The organism is Saccharothrix sp. AJ9571 (genome assembly GCF_021725495.1).
GTDB lineage: Bacteria > Actinomycetota > Actinomycetes > Mycobacteriales > Pseudonocardiaceae > Amycolatopsis > Amycolatopsis magusensis.
This window is the reverse complement of record NZ_CP091382.1, coordinates 9,353,667-9,378,986: the sequence shown is the minus strand read 5'-3', so window position 1 is coordinate 9,378,986 and position 25,320 is coordinate 9,353,667. Positions and strand designations below refer to the sequence as shown.

The window sequence follows — 25,320 nt, the reverse complement described above, 5'->3', positions numbered from 1 at the left end:
CACGGTGAGCCTTCTGGCGGCGAACGTCGCTTGTGGACGATGGGCCAACCGTGGCGGGGATGCGGACCCCGCCGGGGTGCCACTGGGCGGTAGACCGGATGGCGGTATCCGTGCAGGTGGAGCCGGGTTGCGGTGACAGTCTGTGGAAAATTTTCCCGATCACTGGTCCGTTGTGCCATCATTAGGCCGTTCGCGGTTTGAGGGAACCGGCGAATGGGGGACTCAGAGCTACCGGCCCGCTCTTCCGGCCTGGTCTGCGTCGCCCGGTTGGTGTAACGAAGATCATCAGGGGAGGAGATCGCGATGACCACTACCGAGTCCAGCCCGGTCAAGGAAAAGCCCGTCGAGAAGCCCGAGGACACGCACGAAGGCCACACCCACGAGGTCGGCACCGACTGTGCGGGCGGCTGCCCGCAGTCGCCGCCGCCCACGCCGTGAGCTGAGCCCTCGCGCTGATCACGGGGTGATCTTCAGCCCGCCCGCCGCCATCCGGCTGGGCGGGCTGACTTCTTGGCTACGTTCTGTGTTGTCATAGAGGGGTGTCGGTAATCGAGCAGCGCCCGACCGAAGTGATTCGCCGGGCTTGGGAACTCCAGCGGAGCGGGGTGGATGCGTCCTGCGCCCAGCGCCAGCACGAGGCCACGCGCCTGCTGCGCCGGGGCATCCGCCTGCTCGATTCGATCCACCCGGTCCCGGCCGAACACCAGGACGACTGGCTGCGCAGCCGGATCCGCCTGCTCACCACGCTCGCCTTCTCCGAGGCGGAGACGGTCGGGCTCACCAACGGCCTGGCCCGGCTCGACGACGTGCTCGGGGTGATCGAGCGGTTCGATGATCCGGCGGTGCGTGCGGAGTTGATCGCGCCCGTCAACCACAACCGCGGCCTGCTGCTGATGGGCGGCGGGCGCAACGAAGAGAGCATCGCCTGCTTCGACGCGGCCCTCGGCTATCGGGAGGAAAGCCTTGCTGTCGCCCCGGATCCGGTGCCGGTGGTCGAATCCCTGCTGAACACGCTCGCCACCCGCGGGCTGGCCTACATCCGCCTCGGCCGGGTGAAGCGGGCCCGTGAGGACCTGAACCGCGGGATCAAGCTGGCGGAGAAGTACGAGCTGCGGGTATCGGCCGCCGAAGTCCGCCGCCATCTCGGCACCCTGGAACTGCGCGTCGGCAACGTGCCCGCCGCACTCCGCTGTTACGAAGAAAGCGAACGTTCGTACCGCGCGCTGGAGGTGGAGGTTCCGCCACTGCTGCGGCACGAACAGGCACAGGCGCTGCTCACCGCCGGGCTGTCCGACGAGGCGGGCAGGCATCTCGACGAGGTGCTCCCGCAACTTCGGCAAGAACAGGGCAATACCAGGGAACTGGGGCAAGCCGAGCTGTTCCGCGCGGAGGCGGCGTTGATGTCCGGCGATCTCGACCTCGCCCGCGGCCTCGCGGAATCCGCCCGGCAGCGGATGCGCAAATGGGGCTGCCGGACCTGTGTCGCCAACGCGACCATCGTCGGCCTGCGCGCCGACACCGCGGATGCCTTGCGCACCGGGGAAATCCCGGCCGCGCTGCCCGCCCGCGCGCTGCGGCACGCGCGGGCCATGTCGGTGCCGCGGCTCGCCGAACAGGCCACGGTCGCCAAGATGCTCACCGTGCGCCTGGAGATCCGGCGCGGCAACCTCCGGCGCGCGAGCAAGCTGCTGGCGGAGGTGCCGCGGCCGGGTCAGCTGACCCCGACCGACCACCGCATGCTGCGCCGGCTGTGCCGGGCCGAACTCGCCGTCGCGCACGACGACCGGGGTGCCGCACTCGGCGAGATCCGGGCCGGGCTGGCCGAACTCGACCGCGTCCGCGACCGCATGGGCGGGCTGGAACTGCTGTCCGGCACCGCTTTGCACGGTCGTGAGCTGGGTGAGCTGGCCGTGCGCCTGGTGCTCGGCGGCGAGCACCCGCGGCGGCTGTTCGACTGGCTGGAGCGCACGCGGGCGCAGACCTACCGGTACGAGCCGCTCGCCCAGGCCGACGACCCCGAACTGGCCGAGTGCCTCGCGGAGATCCGCGGCCTGACCCAGTCGATCCACCAGGCGCTGCACGACGGGCACCCGACCGCCGCCGCCCGGGCGCGCCGGGCGGAACTGCTGCGTGAGGCGCACCGGATGGGCTGGCACGCCGGGCAGTGGGGCAAAGCCCGTCCCGTGGCCAAATTGGACGAAGTGGCGGCACGCCTGAAGAACCGGGCGCTGGTCAGCTTCGCCGCCTCGGCCGACGAGCTGGTCGCGGTGGTCGTGCTCGACGGTGGGGCCCGGATCGTCCGCCTGGGTTCGGCGAAGCAGGCGTCGGAAAGCGCGCGCATGCTGAACGTCGACCTGAACGCGGTGGCGCCCGACCACACCCCGCAGCCGCTGGTCGAGGTGATCATGACCTCCGCGCGGCGGCAGGCCGAGCGTCTCGACGCGCAGCTGGTGCGCCCGCTGCTCGAGGTGACCGGCGACCGCGACCTGGTGATCGTGCCGACCGGCGGGCTGTACGCCGTGCCGTGGGGCGTGCTGCCGAGCCTGCACTACCGGCCGACCGTGGTGGCGCCGTCGGCCACCGCGTGGCTGTCCGCCGAACTGGCCAGGAACGATCGCGCGCGCAAGATCGTGCTGGTGCGCGGTCCAGGACTGCCCGCCGCGCGAGCGGAGATCGACAAGCTGGCCACGCACTACCGCGCGTCGAAGCAGTTGTCCGGCCAGGGCGCGACGGCCACCGCCGTGCTCCCCGCGGTGGACGGCGCGAAACTGGCGCACATCGCCGCGCACGGTGCGCACGAGCCGGAGAACGCGTTGTTCTCCCGGCTGGAACTGGCCGACGGCGCGATGTTCGCGCACGAAATGGCCGGGTTGCGCCGCCCGCCGCGACAGGTGGTGCTGGCCGCCTGCGAGCTGGCGCTCAACCGCATCCGCCCTGGCGACGAGGCTCTCGGCTTCGCGAGCGCGCTACTGGCCAGCGGGTCCCAGACGGTGATCGCGCCGCTGAGCAAGGTCGGCGACCAGTCCTCGGCGGCGGCCATGGACGACTACCACCGCGCACTGGCAGGCGGCGCCAGCCCGGCGGTCGCCCTCGCCGACGCCATCGCGGTCGACCCGATGCGCCGCCCGTTCGTCTGCCTCGGTGCCGGTTGACCTCAACCTAGGTTCAAGTTGTGCACTGGGGGCATGTCCTTCACCGAGGCGGAACTCGCCTTCCTATCCGAACACGACCTCGGCCGGATGGCCACCGTGCAGCCCGGCGGCGCGCTGCAGGTCAGCCCGGTCGGTTACCACTACGACGCCGAGCGGGGGACCATCGAGGTCCGGGGCTTCAACCTGGCGAAGAGCCGGAAGTTCCGGAACATCGCGGAAAACGGCCGGGTCGCCATCGTCGTGGACGACCGGCCCTCGCTCGACCCGCCGCGTGTGCGGTGCCTGGAGATCCGCGGCCGCGCGGAGGCCGTGACCGGCATCGAACCGGACGGTCACCTCGACGGCTCGGTCATCCGCATCCACCCCGAGCGGATCATCAGCTTCGGCATCGACCAGCCGGACACCGAACCGCACCAGCTGACCGCGAACAACCGGAACGTGGTCCCGAGCTAGGGACGCCTGTCATGAATGTGGCTTTCGAGACGTAATCGGTCCCGAAAGCCACATTCGTGACATCACTACCTCAGGTGCGGCGCAGGCCCCGGCCCAGAGCCACGCCGAAGGCGATCATGGTGACCGCGAGGCCCAGGTGCAGCCAGTTGTCCGCGGCGTTCACCGGGACGAAGTTCGCCGCGGAGCCGTGGTCGATGAGCAGGCCGTAGAGCCACAGCACCAGGTAGACCACACCGCCGCCGATGAGGAAGGCGCGGGCCCCGGACGGGGTGCGCGCCATCGCCAGTCCGGCGACGCCGAAGAGCAGGTGCACGAGGTTGTGCAGGATCGACACGGCGAACACGCCGAGCAGCAGTGCCGAAGACTCGTGCCCGGCGAAGGTGAGCGTGTCGTACCCGGTGGTCACCCCCGGGATGAAGCCGAGCACGCCGACCAGGAGGAACACCACGCCGTAAATCATCGAAACCAGCTGCAACGGGGTGCGCCGGGCGCTCACGGCGCCGGTTTCGGGGTGCTGGTGCGGGCGGGACATGGGAACTCCTCTCGAGAGGATTTCGCTGACGAAGCCGGGCATTCCCCCGTACGGGCGGTTCACACGCGTTGGTGACGCCCGGCTGGGTAACCACCCGATATGACGAGCCTCAAGTCCCAAGTCAGCCTGGAGGTACCGGTCGCCGCGCCCGGCGTCTACGCGGTGCTCGCCGACGGCTGGTCCTACTCCTCCTGGGTGGTCGGCAACGCCCACATCCGCGACGTCGACCCCGGCTGGCCCGCGCCGGGCACCCGGATCCACCACTCGGTCGGCGCCTGGCCGGTGCACATCAGCGACACCACCGTGGTCCGCGAAAGCGTCCCGGACCGCCTGATCGACCTCGAGGCGAAGCTCTGGCTGCTCGGCACGGCCCGGGTGCGCATCTCGCTCGAGCCGCTGTCGGACTCCTCGACGCGGGTGGTGATGGAGGAAGGCGCCATGTCCGGCCCCGGCCGGTTGATGCCCGACGCCGTGCAGGCGTTCCTGCTCCGCTTCCGCAACACCGAGGCCCTGTCCCGCCTGGCCGACCTCGCGGTGGGACGGGCCAAAGCCCACTAACCCTGCCGGATGGGGCGGCCGAGCCGCAGTTCGGCCAGCCGGGAGCGCATCCCGCTCGGTGGCGGCGCCAGCGGCGGGTTCGCGTTCCCGGCTCGCTCCGCCCAGCCGTCGAGGAGTTCGCGCAGCGTCTCGGCGGAACTGTGGCGCGGTTCCCACGCGAGCACGTCCCTGGCACGGGAAATGTCGGCGAGCGGGGCCTGGTCGGCCAGTGCCAGCCAGCCGGGGTGCAGCGGCTGGAGCCCGCCGAGCCAGGACAGGCGCGCGGCCTGTGCCAGCACGGAACGGGGCACGGGCACCCGGAGACCGCCGATCAGTTCGGCGAGCCGGGGGCCGTCGAGCACTTCGGGGGAGGCCAGGTTGAACGCGCCGGTGGCCTCCCCGGCGAGGATCAGGCGGATCGCTTCGGCCACGTCGTCGGCGTGCACCAGTTGCAGGCGCAAGCCGGACCACAACGGCAGCGGCACCCGGCCGAGCATCCCGAGCGGCAGCAACGGGCTGAACAACCAGCGCGCGAACTCACCCGCCGCCTCCCGCTGCGCGATTCCGCACGGACGCAGGCGGGCCAGCGCCACGCTCGGGTTCGCCGCCGCGAACTCGTCGAGCTGCCGTTCGAGCCGGACCTTGCTCTGGCTGTAGGCGCTGGCGGCGATCCCGCCGATCGCCCAGTCTTCGCCGATCGGGGTCCACCTCGGCGCGGGCTGGTAGGCCGCGATCGACGAGGCGACGACCAGGCGCGGCACGCCGGTCGCGGCGACCGCGTCGAGCACCGCCTTCGTGCCGATCTCGTTCGTCCGCGTCATCGGCGGGTCGTCGGCGGCGGGGGAGATGGCCCAGGCCAGGTGCACCACGGCGTCGGCGTCCGCGAAGACCTCCTGCAACACCGGCGCCGAAGTGGTCCCCAGATCCGCGGCGACCCAGCGCACCAGGGGATTCGCCGGTGGCCGGCGCGCCAGGCCGACCACCTCTTCGCCGTCGAGCGTGCGAAGCAGCGCTGTCCCGACGTTGCCACTGGCTCCCGTCACCACGATCCGCATGGCGGCCGGATTCCCGTGCGCGCCGAGCGGAAACACGATTGGTGGACGACGGCGCCGGGTAGGCCTGCGGGTATGACGGCGGACGCGGTGGTGATCGGAGCGGGCCCGAACGGCCTGGTGGCGGCGAACCTGCTGGCCGACGCGGGCTGGGAGGTGGTGGTGCTGGAGGCGGCCGCCGAACCCGGTGGCGCGGTCCGCACGGCCGAAGTGATCGAGCCGGGCTTCCGGCACGACCTGTTCAGCGCCTTCTACCCGCTCGGCTCGGCCTCCCCGGTGCTTTCCGCGCTGGACCTGGACATCCGCTGGCGGCACGCGCCCGAAGTGCTGGCCCACGTGCTGCCGGACGACCGGTCCGTGCTGCTCTCACGGGACATCGACAAGACCGCCGCCTCGGTCGCCACCTTCGCCGAAGCCGACGGTGACGCTTGGCGCAGCGAGTACGAGAACTTCCGCGAGATCCGCGATCACCTGCTCGCCGCCTTGTTCACGCCCTTCCCGCCCGTCCGCACCGGCCTGAAGCTGGCCGCGCGCATGGGCCTGGCCGATCTGCTGCGGTTCGGCAGGCTCGCGACCATGCCCGTGCGGACCTACGGCGCCCGGCGGTTCCAGGGCGAAGGCGGGCGACTGCTGCTGGCGGGCAACGCCCTGCACACCGATCTCGGTCCCGGCCAGGCGGGCAGCGCGATCTTCGGCTGGCTGCTCGGCATGCTGGGCCAGGACCTGGGCTTCCCGGTGCCCGAAGGCGGTGCGGGCAGCCTGACCGCCGCGCTGGTCCGGCGGCTGGAAGCACGCGGTGGGCAGGTCGTCTGCGACCGGCCGGTCACGCGGGTGCTCACCTCCGGCGGAGCCGCCCAGGGCGTGGTCGATGCCACCGGGCAGACCACGAAAGCCCGGCGGGCGGTGCTCGCGACCGTGCCCGCCCCGGTTCTCTACGGCAAGCTGCTCGACCCCGATGTCCTGCCCGCCCGGCTGCTCGGTGACCTGGAGAACTTCGTCTGGGACGACGCCACGTTCAAAGTGGACTGGGCGCTGTCGAAGCCGATCCCGTGGTCCGCCGAAGACGTCCGGGGCGCGGGTACCGTGCACCTGGGCGCCGACCTGACCGGGCTCGCCGACTACAGCGCCGACCTCGCCGTCGGCCGCGTGCCGGAGCACCCGTTCCTCCTGCTCGGCCAGATGACCACGACCGACGCGACGCGCTCGCCGGCCGGCACCGAGACGGCCTGGGCCTACACCCACGTGCCGAGGGGCCGGTCGTGGGACGCCGACGAGCTGCGGCGCTTCGCCGACCGGATGGAGGCGGTGGTGGAGCGGCACGCGCCGGGCTTCCGCTCGGCCATCCGCGGACGCTACGTCCAGGGGCCCGCCGAGCTCGAACGCGCGAATCCCAGCCTGGTGGAGGGTTCGACGAACGCGGGCACGGCCGCGGTGCACCAGCAGCTGTTCCTGCGCCCGGTGCCGGGCCTGGGCCGGGCGGACACGCCGGTCGACCGGCTGTACCTCGCCGGTGCGTCGGCCCACCCCGGTGGCGCGGTGCACGGCGGACCGGGGGCCAACGCCGCCCGCGCCGCGCTGGCGCGGAACCGGCGCGTCGGCGGGAGTGTCTACAACGGACTCATCCGCGGTCTGAACCGGGCGCTGTACCGGTGAATTGCCGTCGTGGCCGGTCGGAGGCAGGCCACACGTAGGGCAGATCGTCGGGCACGTCAGGAAACCACGTGCGGTAGTGCGCCGGATCCTTGCGCACGAGGGCCGATTGGTGACTGCGGTGGAAATCCGGCGAACCCAGCCACGGCGGCAATTCACCCGCGGCTTCGAGTTCGGCCTGCGTGCGCACCTCGGGTACGTCCACTTCGGCGACCAGCTTCACCGCGCAGGTGTCGGCCGCCCCGGAGTCGGACCACGTCGAGCACACGTCGAGGCCGTACCGGACCAGCGCTTCCTCGTACCCGGCCCACATCGCGACGGCGGGGTGATGGCGCCACCCGTAGTTCGGCACCGTCAGCGCACGCAGGACCTGCAGCACCTCCACGCGTTGCTTGCCCAGCCGCTTGCGGTCCAGCGTGCGCGCGGATTCGATGAAGCCGGGCAGCGGCAGGAAGGTCTGCACGACGCCTCACACCCCGAGCCAGCCGAAGGCCAGCGCGAAGATCAGGGCCGCGACCAGCAGGGTGAGGATCGCGACCACCACCAGGGTGGCCACCGGCACCGCCTTCGACGGCATCGGCTGCGGGTGGGACAGGCCCGAGGTCTGCCCGGAATCGGGCGGGGTCGCGCCGGGCGGCACGCCGCCGCCGGGCTCGAGATCGGCCGTGGCATCGGGCTCGGGATCGGGCGGCTTGGCACTCATCCCGCCCGGCTACCCGCCCCCGGACGGGTTAATCGTGTGCTAGAGCTGGGCCCGTGAACTCGATCCGCCGGTTTCGCGGATAGCCGGTATGAGCTGTGAAGACGACGTGGTCGTGATCGAGCGATCGTGGGCCGAACCGGCCCGCTTCGCCGAGATCTACGACCGCCACGCCGCGCACATCCAGCGGTACCTGGCCCGCCGCGTCGGTGCCCAGGCCGCCGAGGACGCGCTGAACGAGACCTTCCTGGCCGCCTTCGGCAAACGGCACCGGTACGACCGGGACCGTCCCGACGCGCGTCCGTGGCTCTACGGCATCGCGACCAGGGTGGTGGGGCAGCACCGCCGGGACGAGGTGCGCGAGTACCGGCTGCGGGCCTCGCTCGGCCCGGCGGAGGAGGTGGACGGGCCCGCCGACCGGGTCGCGGCCAAGGTCTCCGCGCAGGCCACGTCGGCGGCCGTCGCCACCGGGCTGACCTCGCTCGCCGGCGGCGACCGCGACGTGCTGCTGCTCATCGCGTGGGAGGGCCTGTCCTACGAGGAGGTCGCCGCGGCGCTCGCCATCCCGATCGGCACGGTCCGCTCGCGGCTCAACCGCGCCCGGCGCAAGGTCCGCGCCGCGCTCGGATCGGAAGTTCGCACTCTTGAGGAGCTCAGCAACCATGGATGACCTGCAGACGGTCCGTGACTTCGCCGGACCCGCCGAACTGGCTTCACCCGAGGACCTGGCTCCCGGCCGGGACCGCCTGACCGCCGCCTTCGCCACGCACCGCCCCCGCCGGTCGCGGCGTCTGGTCTGGGCGGGCGCCACCGCCGTCGGGCTGGCCGCCGCGATCACCGGGGTGCTCGCGCTCGCCCCCGGGGACGTCAGCCAGCCCGCCGCCCACGCCGATCCGGTCGTGGTGCTGCGGGAGGCCGCCGCCGCGGCGAACCGGGAACCGGCGGTGGACCCCAAGCCGGACCAGTTCGTCTACACCAAGACCCAGACGCCGTCGGGCGTGCGTGAAGTCTGGCTTTCCGCCGACGGCACCCACGACGGGCTGATCCGGAATCCCGGCGAACCGGGGGTCCCGAGCCCCGGCTGCCGGAACGGGAAGCAGGCGGTGGTGAAGGGCACGGAGCTCCTGCCGGGCCGGTCCGATCCGTGCGAACCGGCGCCGGCGTTCCACTCGGACGTGCCGGAGACGCCCGAGGGGATGCTCGAGTGGCTCGACCGCAACCACAGCGGCAAATCAGGGGACGTCAACGCGCTCGGCAAGGACATCCTGGGCCTGCTGAACGAGTACCACCTCCGACCGGCCGCGCGGGCCGCGCTGTTCGAAGCGGCCACCCGGACCCCGGGCCTGGAAGCGGTCAAGGGGGCGACGGACGCGGCGGGCCGTCCGGGCATCGGGATCACCTGGAAGGGGGCGAGCACGCCTTGGGTGTTCGACGAGCAGACCCACCTCCTGCTCGGGCACAAGGGCGTCGCCGTGCTCGACCGGGGCATCGTCGACAAGGTGGGCGCCGTGCCGAACTAAGGTCCAGGGGGTGAAGCCGTCGCACGGGGAGTCCGTGGTCTCCAGGGTGGTGCGGATCGTCGAAACCTTCGGGTCGGAGACGCCCGCGCTCCGCGTGTCGGACGTGGCCCGGCGCGCGGGGTTGCACGTGGCCACCGCCTCCCGGTTGATCGACGAGCTGAGCAGGCACGGCTGGCTCGAACGCGACGACGACCGCCGCGTGCGCATCGGCGTCCGGCTGTGGGAACTGGCTTCGCGGGCCTCGCCGACCCTCGGGTTGCGCGAGGCCGCGATGCCGTTCATGGAGGACCTGCACGCGGTGGTCGGGCACCACACCCAGCTCGGCGTGCGACAGGACCGCGAAGTGCTGTTCGTGGAACGGCTTTCGTCGCCGGGCGCGGTGCTCAACATCACCCGGGTGGCCGGGCGGCTGCCGCTGCACGTGTCGTCCTCGGGCCTGGTGCTCCTCGCGCACGCACCGGCCGAGGTGCAGGAGGAGGTCCTCGCCGGGCCGTTGAAGCCGCAGACCGAGCACACCCCGGCCACGGTCACCGATCCGGTGCGGCTCCGGCGGTTGCTCGCGGGCATCCGCCGCGACGGGTACGTGGTCTGTCCCGGCTTCATCGACGAGGAGACCGCGGGCGTGGCGGTGCCGCTGCGCGGGCCGGGGGAGCAGGTGGTCGCCGCCCTGTCGGTGATCGTCCCGAACGATCGCCACGCCCGCATGCAGGTCCCGGCCCTGCGCGCGGCCGCCCGCGGGGTCTCCCGCGTGATGTCCTCTCATTGACTGAGAATGTGGTGGTGACCGCCCACCCGGCCCGCCCATTCTTCAGCGCATGGCGACGCGAACCCGGGTAGCGATCATCGGCGCCGGTCCGGCCGGCCTGCTGCTGGCCCACCTGCTGCACCTCGAAGGCATCGACTCGGTACTGGTCGAGCGGCAGAGCGCGAGCTACGTGCAGGCCCGCATCCGGGCGGGCATCCTGGAGGCGTCCACGGTCGACCTGCTCAAGCAGGCCGGGGTCGGCACGCGGCTGGCCGCCGAGTCGATGGAGCACCGCGGCATCTACCTCCAGTGGCCGGGGGAGCGCCACCACCTGGACTTCGTCAAGCTGGCCGGGCGCTCGGTCTCGGTGTACGGCCAGACCGAGGTCACCAAGGACCTGATGCGCGCCCGTGAGGAAGCCGGTGGCCAAGCCTTCTACGAGGCCTCGGAAGTCGAACTGCACGACGTCGGCACGGACCGGCCGTCAGTGACCTTTGTGGACAGTGAAGGGCGGCCGCAGCGGCTGGAGGCCGAGGTGATCGCCGGTTGCGACGGGTTCCACGGCCCGAGCCGCGGCGCCATCCCGGACGCGGTCCGCGACACCTGGGAGCGCGAATACCCGTTCGCCTGGCTCGGCGTGCTGGCCGAGGTCGCGCCCTCCACCGACGAGCTGATCTACGCCTGGCACCCCGACGGTTTCGCCATGCACAGCATGCGTTCCCCGCAGGTGAGCCGGTTCTACCTCCAGGTGCGCCCGGACGAGGACATCGACGAGTGGAGCGACGACCGCATCTGGACGGCGCTGACCACCCGGCTCGAAGCCGGAGAACCCGGCTGGCGCCTGGAAACCGGCCGCATCACCGAAAAGAGCGTGCTGCCGATGCGCAGCTTCGTCACCACGCCGATGCGGCACGGCAGGCTCTTCCTGGCCGGGGACGCCGCGCACATCGTGCCGCCGACCGGCGCGAAGGGCCTGAACCTCGCGGTCGCCGACGTCGCGCTGCTGGCGCGGGCACTGACCGCCTGGCTCTCCGGTGGCTCCACCGAGCTCGCCGAGTCCTATTCGGACACAGCGTTGCGCAGGGTTTGGCGCTGCACGCACTTTTCCTGGTGGATGACCACCATGCTGCACCGCCACGGCGACGACTTCGACGCGCAGTTGCAGCTCTCGCAGCTGCGGCGCACGGTGACCGCCGAAGCGGCGGCCACCGAACTCGCCGAAAACTACGCGGGCCTGCCGATCGGCTATCAGTGAGCCGGGGTGACCGAGTCCGTCGGCCAGCGTTCCCGCCAGCGCGCGCCGAGCGCGTCGAAGTCGGCGTCGCTCAGGCCGTAGGTGGAGACGATGGCCATGGTCGTGCCGCGTTCGGCCGGCGGGGTGGGGCCGCCGAAGACGAGCAGGCCCTCGCCCCATTCGGCGACGGTCAGCCCGAGCTGGTTCGCTGACCGGAACCACACCCGGCCGTGCACCCGTTCACCCGCGATTTCGGCTTCGTACGGGCTGTCCGGCGCGAGTCCGGCGAGCTCGCCGATGCCGAGCGAGCGCGCGACTTCGTCGAAGTGGTGCTTCCCGGCGTGGAGGAAGTGCGTGCGCCGGGCCGTGGTGACACCCCGGGTGAGCACGTAACGGAGCTGCTGGAGGAAGGAGATCCAGCCTTCGGTGATGTCGTCGTAGTAGACGTCCCACTCGGCGTTCCCGGTCAGCGGCGCCCGCGTCAGCCGGATCCGGGCGCCGTCGCCGTCGGCGGTGACGCTGAACCGGTCACCGCCGTTCGCGGTCAGGACGTGGTTCTCGTCGTCTTCGACCACGTCGCCGAAGAAGATCTCGTCGACTTCACGGGCCAGGTCGTCCGCCTGCCAGCCGTGCCACTGGAGCACGGCCTCCTTGTCGCGCAGGGCGCGCCAGGCGGTTTCGACGGTGACGGGAACGTAGATCTCCAGGTCGGATCCTTCGCTCACGGTTGATCTCCTTTCACTGGCCGGGGATGCCCGCCCACGACGATTCGGTACGGCCGCCCGTCCGCGTCCTCGTAGCGGGCGACCAGTTCGGTGATGGCTTCGGTCAGTTCGTCGGTGAATTCCCGCGCCGCGGCGGGCCGGGCGAACCGGACGTCGGCCTCGATGGTGAAGGTGAGCAGCTTCTTGCCGCTCTCCGCGGCTTTTCCCTGCATGCGGGCCACATCGCGGACGGTGGCCGCGGCGACCTCGACCAGGTGCTCGGCGGCGTACTGGTCGTGCGAGGAGGCCGGATCGGTGTCCCCCTCGCGCATCACGGCCGGATCGACCACCAGCGCACCCGGCTTCACCCGCAGGATCCGCTCGACGCACCCCCGGCGTTGCCGCAGTTCGACCACTTCGATCAGCCCGGCTGTCTCCAGGGCGCGCAGGTGGTAGTTCACCCGCTGCCGAGGCAGGTCCAGCCGGGCGGCCAACTGCGTCGCGGACGCGGGTTCGCGCAGCAAGGCGAGCAGTTGACGCCGCAACGGGGGCAGCGCGGTGAGCACCCGGTCGGGGTCTTCCAGGTAGTTGATGCCGCCGCTCATGGCCACGATCGTCCATTGGACAGTTTGATTTGTCAATACGGGGCGTGGCTAGACTGGCGGTGAAGTGTTTTCGCACGGCTCAGGGGGATTTCGTGGCACACGAGGTGGATCACCAGTTCAACGCGGACCGCATCGTCGCGGGCTGCGCCATCGGCGCCGGGCTGGTCAGCCTGTTCGCCGGATTCGTCACCGACGACGCGATGCTGATCGAGCAGTTCAACGTCGGGAACGACGTGATGTTCTGGGGCGGCGGCATCCTGCTGCTGCTCGGCGTGCTCTTCGCCGTGGTGAAGGACTGACGCGCGTCAGGGGTGCGTGGTGGCCCAGGTGTTGCTCCACGATTCCAGCGGGAGCAGGGCGGCGACCAGTTCGGTGCCGAGCGGGGTGAGGCGGTAGCCGTCGTCGGTGAGTTCCACCAGGCGGGCCTCGGTCAGTTCGGTGAGCCGGGTGGTGAGGACGCTCGAAGACATCCGCTCGCACCGGCGTTGCAGTTTGCGGAACCCCGCGGTGCCTTGGTGCAGTTCCCAGATCACCCGCAGCGCCCACCGCCGGCCGAGCAGGTCCAGCGCGGCCATGATCGGCCGCCCGGTGGTCGAGCCGCGGACGGGGCTGCCGGGTTCGGGCGTGCGCGGCATATCAGCGCGCGCTGGGCAGGGGAGCGGCCTGCAGGGCGTCGGCCATCTTGGCGATGGCCTGGTGCAGGACGCCGAGCGGGCGCAGCAGCAGGGTCGCCTCGGTGAGGCGGTTTTCGTTGTCATATCGCTGATCCAGGACGCCTTGCAGGTGCCCGTCGGCGAAGGTGGTCTCGATGAAGGTGGTGACGTGCGAACCGTCGGTCACCTCACGGACCGGCGAAATGTCCTGGAGCACCCCGGCGATCAGGCCGAAGAGGTGCGCGACGTCCGCCCGGCCCGAGTAGTCGGCGACCGGCGAGTGAAAACGGACGTCGTCGGCCAGTAGCGCGCCCAGGCCGGACTCGTCCTGGGCGCGCAGCAACGGAACCAGTGCGGAACTCATGCCGCGAGCCTACGCCGGCTGCTTCGAAAATCAAAGCAGCCGGCCGACCCCCGCGTAGGGCAGCAGGTTGATCGACGGGTCTTCGGACATGTCGCCCACGCCCTGCGGGTTCCACATGGCGCAGCCCACGAGCCCCGGCTCGACCATTTCGAAGCCGTCGAAGAACCGCATGACCTCGTCGTGCGTTCGCGGGATGGGGTTGTTCTGCGTGCTCTGGTAGGCCTCGATCGCCTTGTCCAGCCCCGCCGAACCGGCGTCGGCCGCGACGTGGGACACCGCGAGGAAACTGCCGGGCGCCAGCCGCGCGCGGTACCTGGCCAGAAGGCCGACCGGACCCCACGAGTCCGGCACGAAGTGCAGCAGCAGCAACATGAAGAGGCCGACTGGCTGCTCGAAGTCGAGTAGTTCCTTGGTTTTCGGCGAGTCCAGGATGCCGTCGACGTCACGAAGGTCCGCCTGCATCGCCACGCACCGGTCGTTGTCCTTGAGCAGCAACTGGCTGTGCGCCACCGCGATCGGCTCGCGGTCGACGTAGACCACGCGGCACTCCGGGTCGAGCTGCTGCACGATCTCGTGCAGGTTGCCCACGGTCGGGATGCCGGAACCGATGTCGAGGAACTGCTTCACCCCCGACTCCACCATGAACGTGGCCGCCCGCCGCAGGAAGGCGCGGTTGAGCCGGGCCGCGTCCCGCACCCCCGGCATGATCTTCAGGATCTGTTCGCCCAGTTCACGGTCGGCGGGGAAGTGGTGGTCGCCGTCCAGCCAGTAGTCGTACACCCGCGCCGGGTTCGGCACGGTGACGTCGACCTCGGGTGGCACCCAGCTCAATTCCGGAATCACGCGACTCCCGTCGGTTGTGCGGAATCTTCTCAAGGCGCGGGAGTGTAGCCCCATGCCGTGGAGCAACCGGCGTTCCGCCGTTCGTGTGCATGTGGTGGCCGCGTGCGCTGTGCGCGCCCTACTGTGGCTGCCTCGCGACCGGAAGACAGGACAACGGTGCCCGCGGAACCGCACATCGCACCCGGCCGGTGGCCCTTGCTCGGGCACACCGTGCCGCTGCTTCGCGACCCACTCGGCTTGTTCGACGCGGTGCGCGGCCGCGGTGACGTGGTGCGCCTGTACCTCGGCCCGCTGCCCGTCCACCTGGTCACCACCCCGGAACTGGCCTGGCAGCTGCTGGTCACCGACGGCGGGAAGTTCGACAAGGGCATCGTCTTCGACAAGATGCGCCCGCTGTTCGGCGACGGGCTCGCCACGTCCAACGGTGAACTCAACCGGCGGCAGCGCCGGCTCGTGCAACCGGCCTTCCACCGGGACCGCGTCGCGGGCTACGCCGAGCAGACGATCACCGGGCTGGCCGCCGAACTCGCGGATTCCTGGCAGCCGGGCCGGATCATCGCCTTCGACGAGCAGATGCAGGACCTCGCGCTGACCGTCTCCGGCCGCACGCTGTTCTCCGCCGAACTCGGCGGAGACGTGCTCGCCGAGATCCAGCGCTCGATCCCGATCATGCTCAAGTACGTGCTGCTCCGCGCGTTTTCCCCGAAGCTGGTGGAAAAACTGCCGATCCCGGCGAACCGGCGGTTCGACGCCGCGGCCGTGCGCCTGCGCCGCGTGATCACCGAAGCCGTGGTGACCGCGCGTTCTTCGGCCACGGACAACGGTGACCTTCTCTCGATGATGTTGCTCGCCCGCGACGAGGACACCGGCGACGGCATGAGCGATGAGCAGGTGCGCGACGAGGTCATCACCATTCTCACCACCGGCGCGGAGACCACCGCGGTGGCGCTGGCCTGGTTCTTCCACGAACTCGGGCAGCACCCGGAGGTGGAACGCCGGTTCCACGCCGAGATCGACGAGGTGCTCGGCGACCGCCCGGTGCGTTTCGAGGATCTGCCCGCGCTCGACTACACCCACCGGATCATCCACGAGATCCTGCGCCGGACCTCGCCGCTGATCCTGATGCGCCGCGCTCGCGAGGACACCGAACTCGGCGGGGTGCGGATCCCGGCCGGTGCCGAGGTCGCGGTCAGTCAGCACACCCTGCACCAGGATCCGCGGTATTTCCCCGATCCCGGCCGATTCGACCCCGGCCGCTGGACGCCGGAACGGAGCGCGGCGCTGCCGCGCGGCGCGTACCTCCCGTTCGGCGCCGGTGCCCGGTTGTGCCCCGGCCACTTCTTCGCGCCCACCGAAATCGCCATCGCGGCGGTCACCATCGGTGCTCGCTGGCGGCTGGTGCCGGTACCGGGAAAACCGGTGCACGCCAAGATCAAAGCCACCATGCAGCCGAATCGGCTGCCGATGCGCGTGACCCGGCGGAGTCACACCGCAGGGTGAGCGAACGACTACCGGGTGTACCCTCTGTGCTCCTCAGCGAATCCCTCCGGAGGTAAACCCGTGAGAACGCCGGCCAAGCTGACCGCCGCACTGCTCTCCTGCTGCGCCTTGCTCGGCAGCACGATCATCGCCTCGGCACCGGCTTCGGCCGTGGCAGCGGTCGACTGCACGGACACCGATCTCCCGGTCAGCGGCCCCAGCGGGCCGACGACCGTGCACGGCCGATTCTGCCTGCCCGCGGGTACGACGCCGGACGCGGTGCAACTGCTGGTGCACGGCGGCACCTACAACAGCGCGTACTGGGATCTTCCCCATGCCCCGGAAAGGTATTCGTACCAGCGGGACATGGCCGCGCACGGGTACGCCACCTTCGCGATGGACCAGCTGGGCGCGGGCCTGAGCGGCAAGCCGGTGAGCCTGCAACTGCTGCTGCCTATCGCGGCCAAGGCGGTGCACGAGGTGGTCGGGCACCTGCGTGCCGGGAGCGTCGGCGGGCACGCCTTCGGCAAGGTCGTGCTCGTCGGGCACTCGGTCGGTTCCGGGGTGGTGGCCGCCGAAGCCGCCACCTATCACGACGTGGACGCGGTGATCCTGAGTGGCATAACCCATTTGCCCGCCGTTCCGGTGCTCGCGCTCGGGGTGGCTTTCGGCTTGCTACCGGCTTTTGCCCAACCCCAGTTCCTCGGCAGTGACCTGCTGTATTTCACCACCAGGCCCGGTTCGCGGTCGTGGCTTTTCTACCACCAGCCTAATGCGGATCCGGCTGTCATCGCCGCCGACGAAGCGACGAAGGACCAGGTTTCCGTGCCCGGGATGGGCACCGTGGCGGTATTCGGCATCGTGCTTCCGGTCACAAAAGCCATCGATGTGCCTGTCTTTCAGGCCGTCGGTGCAAAAGATGTGCTTTTCTGCGGTGTGCTCGCACTCCGGGACTGTTCCACCGCGGAAAAACTCCACGCCCAAGAAGCCCCGTACTACGGTCCGGCGGCGAAACTGTCCACCTATGTACTGCCGGAAGCGGGGCATTCCCTGGCGCTGCACCGCAACGCGTCGGCGTATCGTGACGCCACCCGTTCGTGGCTGGTCGGGCAGGCCGGAGTGGCGCCGGAGGGTTACCACCCGATTGGCTGACCGCCGCTGCGCCGTCCGCGGTAGAGAATCCTTGAGGATCATTTCGGCTCGACGGAATTGTCCGCTCGCCAAGACCACGGAGTGTCCGTAGTTGTGACCGTCCCGAATCCGCAGGAAGACGTGTCTTCGAACCCCGGCGGTGCGCCGTCCGCTCAGCGCCGGGCGACATTGGCGCGCAAATGGGCGTACCTGATCGGCGCGACGGCTTATCTCCCGTACACCCATAAGGAACTCGAAGAGCACCTGCGTGAATTGGTGGATCAGGTGATCGACGTGATCCGCGGCAGGCCGTTCGAGCCGTCGGGTGCGACGCGGGTGGGTGCCCGGCTGGTCGAACTGCGCTGCGTCGGGCCGGACAGCCTGCGGCGGACGCTGGAAGTGCTCGGCAAAGCGCTGGCCCGTGACCAGCCCGCGGATCGCGTGGTGCTCGCACTCGGCGCACTGACCACCGGATACAGCGAGGCGCAGCGCGAAATGTTCCAGCAGCAGCAGAAAGAACTCAACCGCACCTTGCTCGACGTCGAGCGCGAAGCCCGCCGCCGGCAACTGATGACCCAGGCGCAGTTCGAGGAGATCTTCGTCGGCTCGGCCAGTGGCGTCGCGGTCACCGACCTGGACGGCGGGCTGGTGCGGATCAACGCGGCGCTCGGCAAGACGCTCAACCGCGCGCCCGCCGACATCGTCGGCGTCAGCCTGTTCGACCTGATCCACCCCGAGGACGCCGACGGCCTGCGCCAGGCCTACCGCGAACTGCTCGAAGGCAAGATCGCGCGGCTGCGCATCGGCCGCCGGATGCTCGCCGAGAACGACGAGACGATGTGGGTTTCGCTGACCGGCGGCGTCATCCGGGACGCGACGGGCAAGGCCGAGCAGTTCGTCACCATCGTCGACGACGACACCGACGTCAACCTGCTGCAGCGCCGGTTGAGCCACCAGGCGCTGCACGACGCGCTCACCGGCCTGCCGAACCGCCAGTTCTTCAGCACCCGCCTGGAGAAGGCGCTGCGGCTGGCCGATCCGGCCACCGGCATCACCGTGTTCCACCTCGACCTCGACGGGTTCTCGGTGGTCACCGACGGGCTCGGCCCCGGCAGCGGTGACCGCCTCCTGCGCAGTGTCGCCGCGGCGCTGAAACTGGTGGTGCAGGACGAGAACGCCATCGTGGCCCGCCTCGGCGGTGACGAGTTCGGCATCCTGATCGAGAACACCGAGCGGACGCCGGACGTCGGCACCACCATCCGGCGGATCAACCAGGAACTGGCCGAGCCGGTGTACCTGGACGAGAACACCGGCGTGGCCGCGTCGGCGAGCATCGGCGTGGCGTACCGGCCGCCGCGGGACCTGGCGCCGAGTGAACTGTTGCGCGCCACCGACATGACGCTGCGCCGGGCCCAGCGCAACGGCCACCGGCAGTGGCAGTTGTTCGACCCGGAGCAGGACCGGCGGGACAGGCACCGGTTCAGCCTGGCGGCGTCGATGGCCGGGGCGTGGGAACTCGGCGAGGTCGACGTGGCCTACCGTCCCGTGGTCCGGCTGGAGGACCGCACCACCACGGGCGTGGAGGCCCTGCTCCGCTGGAGCCACCCGGCCGAAGGCGTGCTGGAGCACGAGGCCTGCGTGGATCTGGCCGGGCACACCGGACTGCTGTTGCCGCTCGGCGAGTGGTTGCTGCGGGTGGCGTGCGCGAAGGTCCGCGACGAGCCGGCGGCCAAGGTGCTCGCGGTCGGCCTGACCGCCGATCAGGCCGCGGATCCCGATCTGGTCGGCACGGTCCGGCAGACGCTCGGTGAAACCGGGTTGGGTCCGGCGCGGCTGCGCATCGGCTTTCCGGCACGGGCGCTGCTGTCCGAGCGCGGCGAGGCCGCGGACAACCTGCGCGTGCTCGCCGAGATCGGGGTCTACAGCGAAATCCTGGACTTCGGCGCGGCGGGCGACGTCGAATGCCTCGGCGAGTTACCGGTGCGCACCGTGCGCCTGGCCCGCCGCCTGGTCGACCGGCATCGGCAAGAGGGCAACCGCCTGCTGCTCACGCGCTCGGTGGCGAACCTGGTCGAACTGGCGCACCTGGCGGGCGCCACCGTGCTGGTGGACGGCATCCACACCGCCGAGCAGGCCGACTGGTGGCGGCACACCGGCGCCGACGCCGGGCTCGGGCCCTACTTCACCACCTGATCACCCGGAAACAGGAAGCGCGCGATCGAGCGGGCGGTGACCACCGGCTCTTCGTGCGACACCGCGCCGGTCAGCACGAGCGTCGCGTACCCGTGCACCAGTGACCACGCGGCGACCCGCGCGAGTTCCTGATCGGGCCCGGTGCGCGGATCGCCCGCGACGCCCTCGGCGAGCACGTCCCCCGCCCGGGTGCGCGCGGCCACCAGCGCTTCGTCGTCGGCGCGGTAGAAATCGGGGCGGAACATCACTTCGAAGTGCGCGCGGTGCTCGAGCGCGAATCGCACGTAGGCCACGCCCAGGTCGATCATGCCGCCTTCGCGCACCTCGCCGAGCGCGTCGGCCAGGAGGTCGTAGCCCTCGGCGGCGAGCGCGGTCAGCAACCCGGCCTTGTCACCGAAGTGGTGCGCCGGCGCCGCGTTCGACACCCCGGCCCGGCGCGCGAGGTCGCGCAGGCTGATCGCGGCGGGCCCGGACTCGGTGATCGCGGCGACCGCGGCGGTGAGCATGGTCCGGCGGAGGTCACCGTGGTGGTAGGGCATGCCGAGCAGCCTAGCCGAATCTAAGCATTGACAAGATGGGGTGGTCCGGCCAATCTTGTCGGTGACAAGTTCTCGTGAACTGGGGGTGGGGCAATGGCACCGTTGATCATTCTGGTGGTGGTCACGCTGGTGAGCTGGGTGCTCGGCGCGGTCGGGGTGCGCCGGTTGAAGCCGTGGCCGGTCGCCGTGCGGTACGGGCTCGCCGCGATGTTCGTGGCGACCGGCGTGGCGCACTTCGTCGGCATGCGCGCGGAACTGGTGGCGATGGTGCCGCCGTCACTGCCCGCGGCGGAGTTCCTGGTCACCCTCACCGGGGTGCTGGAACTGGCGGGCGCGGCCGGCTTGCTGTGGGCGCGGACGGCGCCGTGGGCGGCGGGCGGGCTGACGCTGATGCTGCTGGCGATGTTCCCGGCGAACGTGCACAAGGCCGTGACCGGTGAGGGTCTCCCGTGGGACGACCAGCTGGTGCCGCGGACACTGATGCAGGTGGTCTTCCTGGCCGCGACGCTCAGCGTGGTCGTGCACCACGTGCGGTCGAACCGTCAGGCGCCGTCAGCGCCGATGACCCGGTCGACGAAGCCGTAGGCCAGCGCCTCTTCCGCGTCGAACCAGCGGTCCCGGTCGGCGTCGGCGGTGATCTGCTCCACGGTCTGGCCGGTCTGGCGGGCGGTGATCTCGGCGATGCGGCGCTTCATCTTGCCGAACACCTCCGCCTGGATGGCCACGTCCGCGGCCGAGCCGCCGATGCCCGCCGCCGGCTGGTGCATCAACACCCGCGTGTTGGGCAGCAGGAACCGCTTGCCCGGCGTGCCCGAGGACAGCAGGAACTGGCCCATCGAGGCGACGAACCCGAGGCCCCAGGTGGACACGTCCGGCCTGACCAGCTGCATGGTGTCGTAGATGGCCATGCCCGCGGTCACCGAGCCACCGGGCGAGTTGATGTAGAAGGTGATCTCGCGGTCCGGGTCGTCGGCGGCCAGCAGGAGCAACTGCGCGGTGATCCGATTCGCGACCTCGTCGGTCACCTCCGAGCCGAGGAAGACGATGCGGTCGCGCAGCAGTTGTTCGAAGACGGAGTCGGTGAGGGACACACCGCTCGACGGCGTGGTCATCCCGGGCAGCAGCTCAAGGGTCATGCGGGCGACCGTAGAGCCGGGAAACCCCGCTGTGGGGCCGCGTTCGCTCAGGGCGAGGCGGTTTCGCGCTCAGCGATCACGTGCGGCCGAGCAGATCGTTGAGCCACGGCTGGAAACCCAGGCGCCGGTACAGCTCCGCCGCGCCTTCGTTCGCCACCAGCACGCCGATCGACCAGTACTCGATGCCGCGCTGCTTCAACTCCGCACGGCAGGCTTCCAGCAACGCCGTGCCGATGCCGCCGGCGCGTGCCTCGGGATCGACCACCAGCGAATCGACTTCGCCGCGCCACTGCCCGAAATCGAAGGTCGCCCCCGAGGGCAGCAACCGGCAGCACAGGTAGCCGGCCGGGGTGTCGCGCCCGTCCTGGTGCGCGGTCAGGATCAGGGCGACGTCGTCGCGCAGCCACGAGCGGTACTGGTCGCGCCGGACCTCCCAGGAGGTGGTGTTGTCGCGGACCGGGAGCGCGTCGCCTGCCAGCGACCGGTGGTGCTCGGTCAGCGCCTTCCACAGTGGACCCAGGGAGTCGAGGTCCTCCTCACCGGCCTGGTCGATCCGGACGGTCATGCACCGATCTCCTCTCTCACGCCGAAGGTGCGGCGGTAGGCCGACGGCGCTACCCGCATGGACGAGGTGAAATGGTGCCGGAAAGTCACCGCCGTGTCGAAACCCACGGCGGTGGCGACGCGTTCGATGGGCGTGGTGGTGGTCTCCAGCAGCGGCAGGCTGGCCTGCACCCGCTGCGCGATCAGCCAGCGGATCGGGCTGGTCCCGGTGGCGCGCAGGAAGTGCCGGAGGTAGGTGCGGGTGGACATGGCCGCGACCTCGGCCAGCCGTCGCACGGTGATCGGTTCGGCCAGGTGCTCCAGCGCCCACGCCATGCTCCGCGCCACGTGGTCGTTCTCCGGATCGGGTGCCATCGGCGCCTCGATGTACTGCGCCTGCCCGCCGTCGCGGTGTGGCGGGATGACCAGGTGCCGGGCCACCGAGTTCGCCACCGAGGCACCGTAGTCGGCGCGCACCAGGTGCAGGCACAGGTCGAGCCCGGCCGCGCAGCCCGCGCTGGTGAACACGCCGCCGTCCTCCACGTACAACGGGCTCGGGTCCACCTCGACCCGGGGGAACCGCGTGCCGAGCAGGTCGGTGTGGCGCCAGTGCGTGGTGGCGCGGCGCCCGTCGAGCAGGCCGGCCCCGGCCAGCGCGAAGGCACCGGAGCAGATGGACACGATCCGCGTGCCGCGGTGGTGGGCGCGCCGCAGTGCGGTGACCAGCTCGGGCGACGGGTCGGCGGTGGGATCGGCCACGCTCGGCACCACCAGCGTGTCCGCGTCGGCGAAGTCGTCGAGCCCGTACGGCGTGTCCAGGGTGGCGCCGCCGACCATCCGCACCGGTCCCGGGCGCTCGGCGCAGATCTTCAGCCGGTACCAGGGCACGCCGAGATCCAGCCAGTCGAAGCCGAAGACCTCGGTCACGATGCCGGTTTCGAAGGCGGACATGCCGTGGTAGGCCAGTACCGCGACGCTGGGACCCACTGCTTCAGCCATGTCCTCAGCGTATTCAGCGGGAGCCGTCCGGCCAGTGGCGTGCACGCCAGTGACCGTCAAGATCTGGCCACCTCCGGGTGGACGGCCCGCGCTCCGCACGGCGAGGAAGCCGGAATCGCGCGAGAATCGGAGGCGGCCGGTGACTCACTACGGAGGAGCTCCCGATGTCCGACTACAACGCACCGTACGCGCGCGACGCCAAGCCAGGGGTCGATGCGGGCCGGTTGTGGGCGGGCGGTATCGCCACCGCGGTGGTGGCCGCGCTGCTCGCGATCGTCGGCCTGCTGATCGCCCGCGGCCTCTTCGAGGTCGAAGTGCTCGCGCCGGAAGGCGAAGGCATCTGGGGCAACGCGAGCACGCCCACCTACGCGGTCACCGCGGCGGTGGTGGCGATACTGGCCACCGGGCTGATGCACCTGCTGAGCGTGGCCACGCCAGCCCCCGGCCAGTTCTTCGGCTGGATCATGGCGCTGGTGACGCTGATCGCGGTGGTGGTGCCGCTGACGCTGACCGTGGACCTGGGCGCGAAGATCGCCACCGGGCTGATCAACCTGGTGCTCGGGCTGGTGATCGGCGTGATCGTCCACAACATGGCGGTGAACGCGCGCACCCTGCACCGGCGCAAGCGGACCAGCGACCCGCAGGCGCCGACGCAGCAGTGGAACCAGCCGCCGCCCACCACCTACTACGACCGCTGAGGCGCGACGAAGTGCACGTCGTAGCGATCCTGTTCGGCGTGCAGGCTGTCGAATCCGGCTTCACCGCGCTGGATCCGCCCGAGCTGGCGGAAGTAGCCGAACCGTTCGACCCCGGGTGTGAGCACCGCGAGCAGGTCCGCGGTGCTGCCCGGGGCCGCGCCGAACGCGTGCGCCAAGCCGGGTGGGACCACCACCAGATCGCCGCGTGAGACCCGTTCCGAGGTGTCGCCGAGCAGGAAGTCCAGCTCGCCGTCGAGCACGTAGAACAGTTCCGCCGACTTCGCGTGGTAGTGCTTCTTCGCGCCGGTGGCGCCCACGCCGAGCGTGAGGCGGTTGGCGCCCAGCGCGCCGTGGGTGTGGCTCGCGTCGGCGAGCAGGTGGAAGGCGCCGCCGGGCAGTGCGACGCGTTCGGCGGCGTCGCCGCGGCTGATCAGAGGTTTCATGGTCCCAGTCGACTACGGGAAGAACGCGGGTACCAGCGGCGGTTGGAGATCATGACGATCACCGATCGAGATGGGGCGAACCGTGGAATTGCGGCAGTTGCGGTACCTCGTGGCCGTCGCCGAGGAGGGCGGGTTCGGCCGGGCCGCCGAGCGGTTGCACATCGTGCAGTCCGCGGTGAGCCAGCAGATCGGCAGGCTGGAGCGCGAACTGGGGGTGCGGTTGTTCGACCGGTCGAGGCAGGCGCGGCTCACCGACGGCGGTGAACGCTTGCTGCCCGAGGCGCGGGCGGTGCTGGCGGCGGCGGAGCGCACCCGTGCGGTGGCGGCCGCGGTCGCCGAGGGCACCGGCGGCCTGGTGCGGCTGGGCACCGTGCACGGGCCGGGCGACCGGATCTACCGGGCGCTCGGCGAACTCGCCGCTGTCGCGCCGGATCTGCGTGTCCGGCTCAAACGCCTCGCGCCCCTCGACCGCCTCGCCGCGGTCCGTTCCGGCGAGCTGGACGCCGCGCTGGTCCGGGCCCTGCCCGCCGCGCGGAACCTGGAGCTGCACCCGGTCTGGCAGGACCCACTGCACGTGGCGCTGCCGGACGCGCACCCGCTGGCCCGGAAATCCGTGCTGTCCTGGGAAGAACTCGCGGACCTGCCGCTGCGATCGGCGCCCCGCGCGGAGAACCCGCCGTTCTACGACCTGATCCGCGACACCTGCGCGGCGGCGGGGGTCGACCCGCCCGCCGGGCCGCCGTTCACCGGGCTCGCCGAGACACTGGCCGAGATCGCGACCGGCTCGCCGTCCTGGACGGTCTTCTACGAGGTGTCCGGACGGCCGTCGTTCCCCGGCGTCGCCATCCGGCCGCTGACCGGGCCGGTGCTGACCACCTCGCTCGCCGTGCCGCCCGGCCCGCCCACGCCCGCGACGCGCCACCTGCTCACCGCGCTCGGCCGCACCGCGTGAACCTGTTCGCCGAAATCCTCGCCGTCGCACTGCTGGCACTGGTCCTGGCCGTACGCGCGCTCCTGCGCGCGGCTTCCCTGCCGTTCCTCCTCTTCGTACTGGCGCTCGGCGTGGTCGTCGGTCCGTTGTGGACAACGGACTCGCCGACGGCCTGCGGCGCCTGATCCCGGCGGGCAGCGGACTGCTCGCGCTGCTCGGGATCGCCGTGGTGGCCGCGGTGCTGGTGCTGCTGCCGCTGAGCGTGCCCGCCGGTTCCGGCGCGGTGCTGGCTGTGCTGCTCGGCGTGAACATCGGGCCGAACCTGACCTACGCCGGTTCACTGGCGACGCTGCTCTGGCGGCGGGTGGTCCACGACCACGACCACGAGGTCAACCTGAAGGAGTTCACCCGGCTCGGCCTGCTCACCGTGCCCGCCTGCCTGGTGCTCTCGGTCGTCGCGCTCTGGCTGGTTTTGTAGCGTTGT

General features: G+C 71.0%; 32 protein-coding genes. 18 read left to right on the top strand and 14 right to left on the bottom strand.

What is annotated here, in order from left to right; all coding sequences use genetic code 11:
- Positions 1-303: 303 nt before the first annotated feature.
- The 3 genes from L3Q67_RS42575 to L3Q67_RS42565 all read left to right on the top strand — a co-directional run bounded on the left by L3Q67_RS42575 (position 304) and on the right by L3Q67_RS42565 (position 3,605).
- Entirely contained in the window at positions 304-438 is a 135-nt protein-coding gene (locus L3Q67_RS42575; protein ID WP_499187061.1) for a hypothetical protein, read from the top strand.
- A gap of 101 nt (positions 439-539) precedes the next feature.
- A complete protein-coding gene (locus L3Q67_RS42570; RefSeq protein WP_499187060.1) occupies positions 540-3,152 on the top strand; it encodes a CHAT domain-containing protein in 2,613 nt (870 codons plus the stop codon).
- Positions 3,153-3,185: 33 nt separating this feature from the next.
- Positions 3,186-3,605 (top strand): PNPOx family protein, encoded by a 420-nt coding sequence (locus L3Q67_RS42565; protein ID WP_499187059.1) that lies wholly within the window; start codon positions 3,186-3,188, stop codon positions 3,603-3,605.
- A 70-nt stretch (positions 3,606-3,675) separates the two neighbouring features.
- Here the strand turns inward: L3Q67_RS42565 and L3Q67_RS42560 are convergent, their stop codons facing one another.
- On the bottom strand, positions 3,676-4,137 hold the full coding sequence (locus tag L3Q67_RS42560; RefSeq protein WP_499187058.1) for a DUF4383 domain-containing protein: 462 nt from the start codon (positions 4,135-4,137) through the stop codon (positions 3,676-3,678).
- A 99-nt stretch (positions 4,138-4,236) separates the two neighbouring features.
- Between L3Q67_RS42560 and L3Q67_RS42555 the strand changes: the two genes are divergently transcribed.
- On the top strand, positions 4,237-4,695 hold the full coding sequence (locus tag L3Q67_RS42555; protein WP_499187057.1) for an SRPBCC family protein: 459 nt from the start codon (positions 4,237-4,239) through the stop codon (positions 4,693-4,695).
- Here L3Q67_RS42555 and L3Q67_RS42550 read toward each other — a convergent pair.
- A complete protein-coding gene (locus L3Q67_RS42550) occupies positions 4,692-5,729 on the bottom strand; it encodes a Rossmann-fold NAD(P)-binding domain-containing protein (RefSeq protein WP_499187056.1) in 1,038 nt (345 codons plus the stop codon). The genes L3Q67_RS42555 and L3Q67_RS42550 overlap by 4 nt on opposite strands.
- Before the next feature lie 72 nt (positions 5,730-5,801).
- Here L3Q67_RS42550 and L3Q67_RS42545 point away from each other — a divergent pair, with 72 nt between their 5' ends.
- Positions 5,802-7,379: a phytoene desaturase family protein gene (locus L3Q67_RS42545; protein ID WP_499187055.1), complete on the top strand. Its 1,578-nt coding sequence runs from the start codon at positions 5,802-5,804 to the stop codon at positions 7,377-7,379.
- Here L3Q67_RS42545 and L3Q67_RS42540 read toward each other — a convergent pair.
- Complete coding sequence (locus tag L3Q67_RS42540) at positions 7,345-7,839, bottom strand: MSMEG_6728 family protein (RefSeq protein ID WP_499187054.1); 495 nt, start codon at positions 7,837-7,839, stop codon at positions 7,345-7,347. The two genes, L3Q67_RS42545 and L3Q67_RS42540, sit on opposite strands and share 35 nt — an antisense overlap.
- A 6-nt stretch (positions 7,840-7,845) precedes the next feature.
- Positions 7,846-8,079: a DUF6480 family protein gene (locus tag L3Q67_RS42535; RefSeq protein ID WP_499187053.1), complete on the bottom strand. Its 234-nt coding sequence runs from the start codon at positions 8,077-8,079 to the stop codon at positions 7,846-7,848.
- Between the two features lie 88 nt (positions 8,080-8,167).
- Between L3Q67_RS42535 and L3Q67_RS42530 the strand changes: the two genes are divergently transcribed.
- The 4 genes from L3Q67_RS42530 to L3Q67_RS42515 are packed head-to-tail and all read left to right on the top strand — an operon-like array spanning position 8,168 to position 11,596.
- Complete coding sequence (locus L3Q67_RS42530; RefSeq protein WP_499187052.1) at positions 8,168-8,746, top strand: RNA polymerase sigma factor; 579 nt, start codon at positions 8,168-8,170, stop codon at positions 8,744-8,746.
- Positions 8,739-9,596, top strand: coding sequence for a CU044_5270 family protein (locus tag L3Q67_RS42525; RefSeq protein ID WP_499187051.1), 858 nt, complete (start codon positions 8,739-8,741; stop codon positions 9,594-9,596). Before L3Q67_RS42530 ends, L3Q67_RS42525 begins: the two co-directional genes overlap by 8 nt.
- Positions 9,597-9,606: 10 nt before the next feature.
- Entirely contained in the window at positions 9,607-10,362 is a 756-nt protein-coding gene (locus L3Q67_RS42520; protein WP_499187050.1) for an IclR family transcriptional regulator, read from the top strand.
- A 49-nt stretch (positions 10,363-10,411) separates the two neighbouring features.
- Positions 10,412-11,596: a 4-hydroxybenzoate 3-monooxygenase gene (locus tag L3Q67_RS42515; RefSeq protein WP_499187049.1), complete on the top strand. Its 1,185-nt coding sequence runs from the start codon at positions 10,412-10,414 to the stop codon at positions 11,594-11,596.
- Here L3Q67_RS42515 and L3Q67_RS42510 read toward each other — a convergent pair.
- Both L3Q67_RS42510 and L3Q67_RS42505 read right to left on the bottom strand, forming a co-directional pair.
- Positions 11,590-12,300 carry an SRPBCC family protein gene (locus L3Q67_RS42510; protein ID WP_499187048.1) on the bottom strand — a complete coding sequence of 237 codons (711 nt, stop codon included), beginning with the start codon at positions 12,298-12,300 and terminating at the stop codon, positions 11,590-11,592. The genes L3Q67_RS42515 and L3Q67_RS42510 overlap by 7 nt on opposite strands.
- Positions 12,297-12,884 carry a winged helix-turn-helix domain-containing protein gene (locus tag L3Q67_RS42505; RefSeq protein ID WP_282773263.1) on the bottom strand — a complete coding sequence of 196 codons (588 nt, stop codon included), beginning with the start codon at positions 12,882-12,884 and terminating at the stop codon, positions 12,297-12,299. The genes L3Q67_RS42510 and L3Q67_RS42505 overlap by 4 nt, the downstream gene beginning before the upstream one ends.
- A 92-nt stretch (positions 12,885-12,976) precedes the next feature.
- Here L3Q67_RS42505 and L3Q67_RS42500 point away from each other — a divergent pair, with 92 nt between their 5' ends.
- Positions 12,977-13,183: a hypothetical protein gene (locus L3Q67_RS42500; RefSeq protein WP_499187047.1), complete on the top strand. Its 207-nt coding sequence runs from the start codon at positions 12,977-12,979 to the stop codon at positions 13,181-13,183.
- A gap of 6 nt (positions 13,184-13,189) precedes the next feature.
- On the opposite strand, the gene L3Q67_RS42495 is transcribed toward L3Q67_RS42500, so the two are convergent.
- From L3Q67_RS42495 to L3Q67_RS42485, 3 genes are read right to left on the bottom strand one after another with little or no spacing between them, the layout of a single operon-like run.
- Positions 13,190-13,519 (bottom strand): winged helix-turn-helix transcriptional regulator, encoded by a 330-nt coding sequence (locus tag L3Q67_RS42495; RefSeq protein ID WP_499187046.1) that lies wholly within the window; start codon positions 13,517-13,519, stop codon positions 13,190-13,192.
- Position 13,520: 1 nt separating this feature from the next.
- Positions 13,521-13,901 carry a nuclear transport factor 2 family protein gene (locus L3Q67_RS42490; protein ID WP_499187045.1) on the bottom strand — a complete coding sequence of 127 codons (381 nt, stop codon included), beginning with the start codon at positions 13,899-13,901 and terminating at the stop codon, positions 13,521-13,523.
- Positions 13,902-13,931: 30 nt separating this feature from the next.
- A complete protein-coding gene (locus tag L3Q67_RS42485; protein WP_499187044.1) occupies positions 13,932-14,744 on the bottom strand; it encodes a class I SAM-dependent methyltransferase in 813 nt (270 codons plus the stop codon).
- Between the two features lie 156 nt (positions 14,745-14,900).
- Here L3Q67_RS42485 and L3Q67_RS42480 point away from each other — a divergent pair, with 156 nt between their 5' ends.
- The 3 genes from L3Q67_RS42480 to L3Q67_RS42470 all read left to right on the top strand — a co-directional run bounded on the left by L3Q67_RS42480 (position 14,901) and on the right by L3Q67_RS42470 (position 19,547).
- Positions 14,901-16,244: a cytochrome P450 family protein gene (locus L3Q67_RS42480; protein WP_499187043.1), complete on the top strand. Its 1,344-nt coding sequence runs from the start codon at positions 14,901-14,903 to the stop codon at positions 16,242-16,244.
- 60 nt (positions 16,245-16,304) lie between these two features.
- A complete protein-coding gene (locus tag L3Q67_RS42475) occupies positions 16,305-17,375 on the top strand; it encodes an alpha/beta hydrolase (RefSeq protein ID WP_499187042.1) in 1,071 nt (356 codons plus the stop codon).
- Positions 17,376-17,468: 93 nt separating this feature from the next.
- Positions 17,469-19,547 carry a putative bifunctional diguanylate cyclase/phosphodiesterase gene (locus L3Q67_RS42470; RefSeq protein WP_499187041.1) on the top strand — a complete coding sequence of 693 codons (2,079 nt, stop codon included), beginning with the start codon at positions 17,469-17,471 and terminating at the stop codon, positions 19,545-19,547.
- Here L3Q67_RS42470 and L3Q67_RS42465 read toward each other — a convergent pair.
- The gene (locus L3Q67_RS42465) at positions 19,532-20,086 is read right to left on the bottom strand and encodes a TetR/AcrR family transcriptional regulator (protein ID WP_499187040.1); all 555 of its coding nucleotides are present in this window, start codon (positions 20,084-20,086) and stop codon (positions 19,532-19,534) included. The two genes, L3Q67_RS42470 and L3Q67_RS42465, sit on opposite strands and share 16 nt — an antisense overlap.
- 93 nt (positions 20,087-20,179) lie before the next feature.
- Between L3Q67_RS42465 and L3Q67_RS42460 the strand changes: the two genes are divergently transcribed.
- Positions 20,180-20,671 (top strand): DoxX family protein, encoded by a 492-nt coding sequence (locus tag L3Q67_RS42460; protein WP_499187039.1) that lies wholly within the window; start codon positions 20,180-20,182, stop codon positions 20,669-20,671.
- On the opposite strand, the gene L3Q67_RS42455 is transcribed toward L3Q67_RS42460, so the two are convergent.
- The 3 genes from L3Q67_RS42455 to L3Q67_RS42445 form a co-directional block, all read right to left on the bottom strand.
- A complete protein-coding gene (locus tag L3Q67_RS42455; protein WP_499187038.1) occupies positions 20,629-21,222 on the bottom strand; it encodes a ClpP family protease in 594 nt (197 codons plus the stop codon). The two genes, L3Q67_RS42460 and L3Q67_RS42455, sit on opposite strands and share 43 nt — an antisense overlap.
- A gap of 76 nt (positions 21,223-21,298) precedes the next feature.
- Complete coding sequence (locus L3Q67_RS42450; protein ID WP_499187037.1) at positions 21,299-21,787, bottom strand: GNAT family N-acetyltransferase; 489 nt, start codon at positions 21,785-21,787, stop codon at positions 21,299-21,301.
- Positions 21,784-22,764, bottom strand: a complete 981-nt coding sequence (locus tag L3Q67_RS42445) for a helix-turn-helix domain-containing protein (RefSeq protein ID WP_499187036.1) — start codon at positions 22,762-22,764, stop codon at positions 21,784-21,786. The genes L3Q67_RS42450 and L3Q67_RS42445 overlap by 4 nt, the downstream gene beginning before the upstream one ends.
- Positions 22,765-22,928: 164 nt before the next feature.
- Here L3Q67_RS42445 and L3Q67_RS42440 point away from each other — a divergent pair, with 164 nt between their 5' ends.
- Entirely contained in the window at positions 22,929-23,462 is a 534-nt protein-coding gene (locus L3Q67_RS42440) for a DUF6069 family protein (RefSeq protein ID WP_499187035.1), read from the top strand.
- Here L3Q67_RS42440 and L3Q67_RS42435 read toward each other — a convergent pair.
- A complete protein-coding gene (locus tag L3Q67_RS42435) occupies positions 23,450-23,905 on the bottom strand; it encodes a cupin domain-containing protein (protein WP_499187034.1) in 456 nt (151 codons plus the stop codon). The genes L3Q67_RS42440 and L3Q67_RS42435 overlap by 13 nt on opposite strands.
- 82 nt (positions 23,906-23,987) lie before the next feature.
- On the opposite strand from L3Q67_RS42435, the gene L3Q67_RS42430 reads away from it, so the two are divergent.
- The 3 genes from L3Q67_RS42430 to L3Q67_RS42420 are packed head-to-tail and all read left to right on the top strand — an operon-like array spanning position 23,988 to position 25,314.
- Positions 23,988-24,857, top strand: a complete 870-nt coding sequence (locus tag L3Q67_RS42430; RefSeq protein WP_499187033.1) for a LysR family transcriptional regulator — start codon at positions 23,988-23,990, stop codon at positions 24,855-24,857.
- Positions 24,854-25,021: a hypothetical protein gene (locus L3Q67_RS42425; RefSeq protein WP_499187032.1), complete on the top strand. Its 168-nt coding sequence runs from the start codon at positions 24,854-24,856 to the stop codon at positions 25,019-25,021. Before L3Q67_RS42430 ends, L3Q67_RS42425 begins: the two co-directional genes overlap by 4 nt.
- The gene (locus L3Q67_RS42420) at positions 24,985-25,314 is read left to right on the top strand and encodes an ArsB/NhaD family transporter (RefSeq protein ID WP_499187031.1); all 330 of its coding nucleotides are present in this window, start codon (positions 24,985-24,987) and stop codon (positions 25,312-25,314) included. The genes L3Q67_RS42425 and L3Q67_RS42420 overlap by 37 nt, the downstream gene beginning before the upstream one ends.
- The last annotated feature ends 6 nt before the right edge of the window (positions 25,315-25,320 follow it).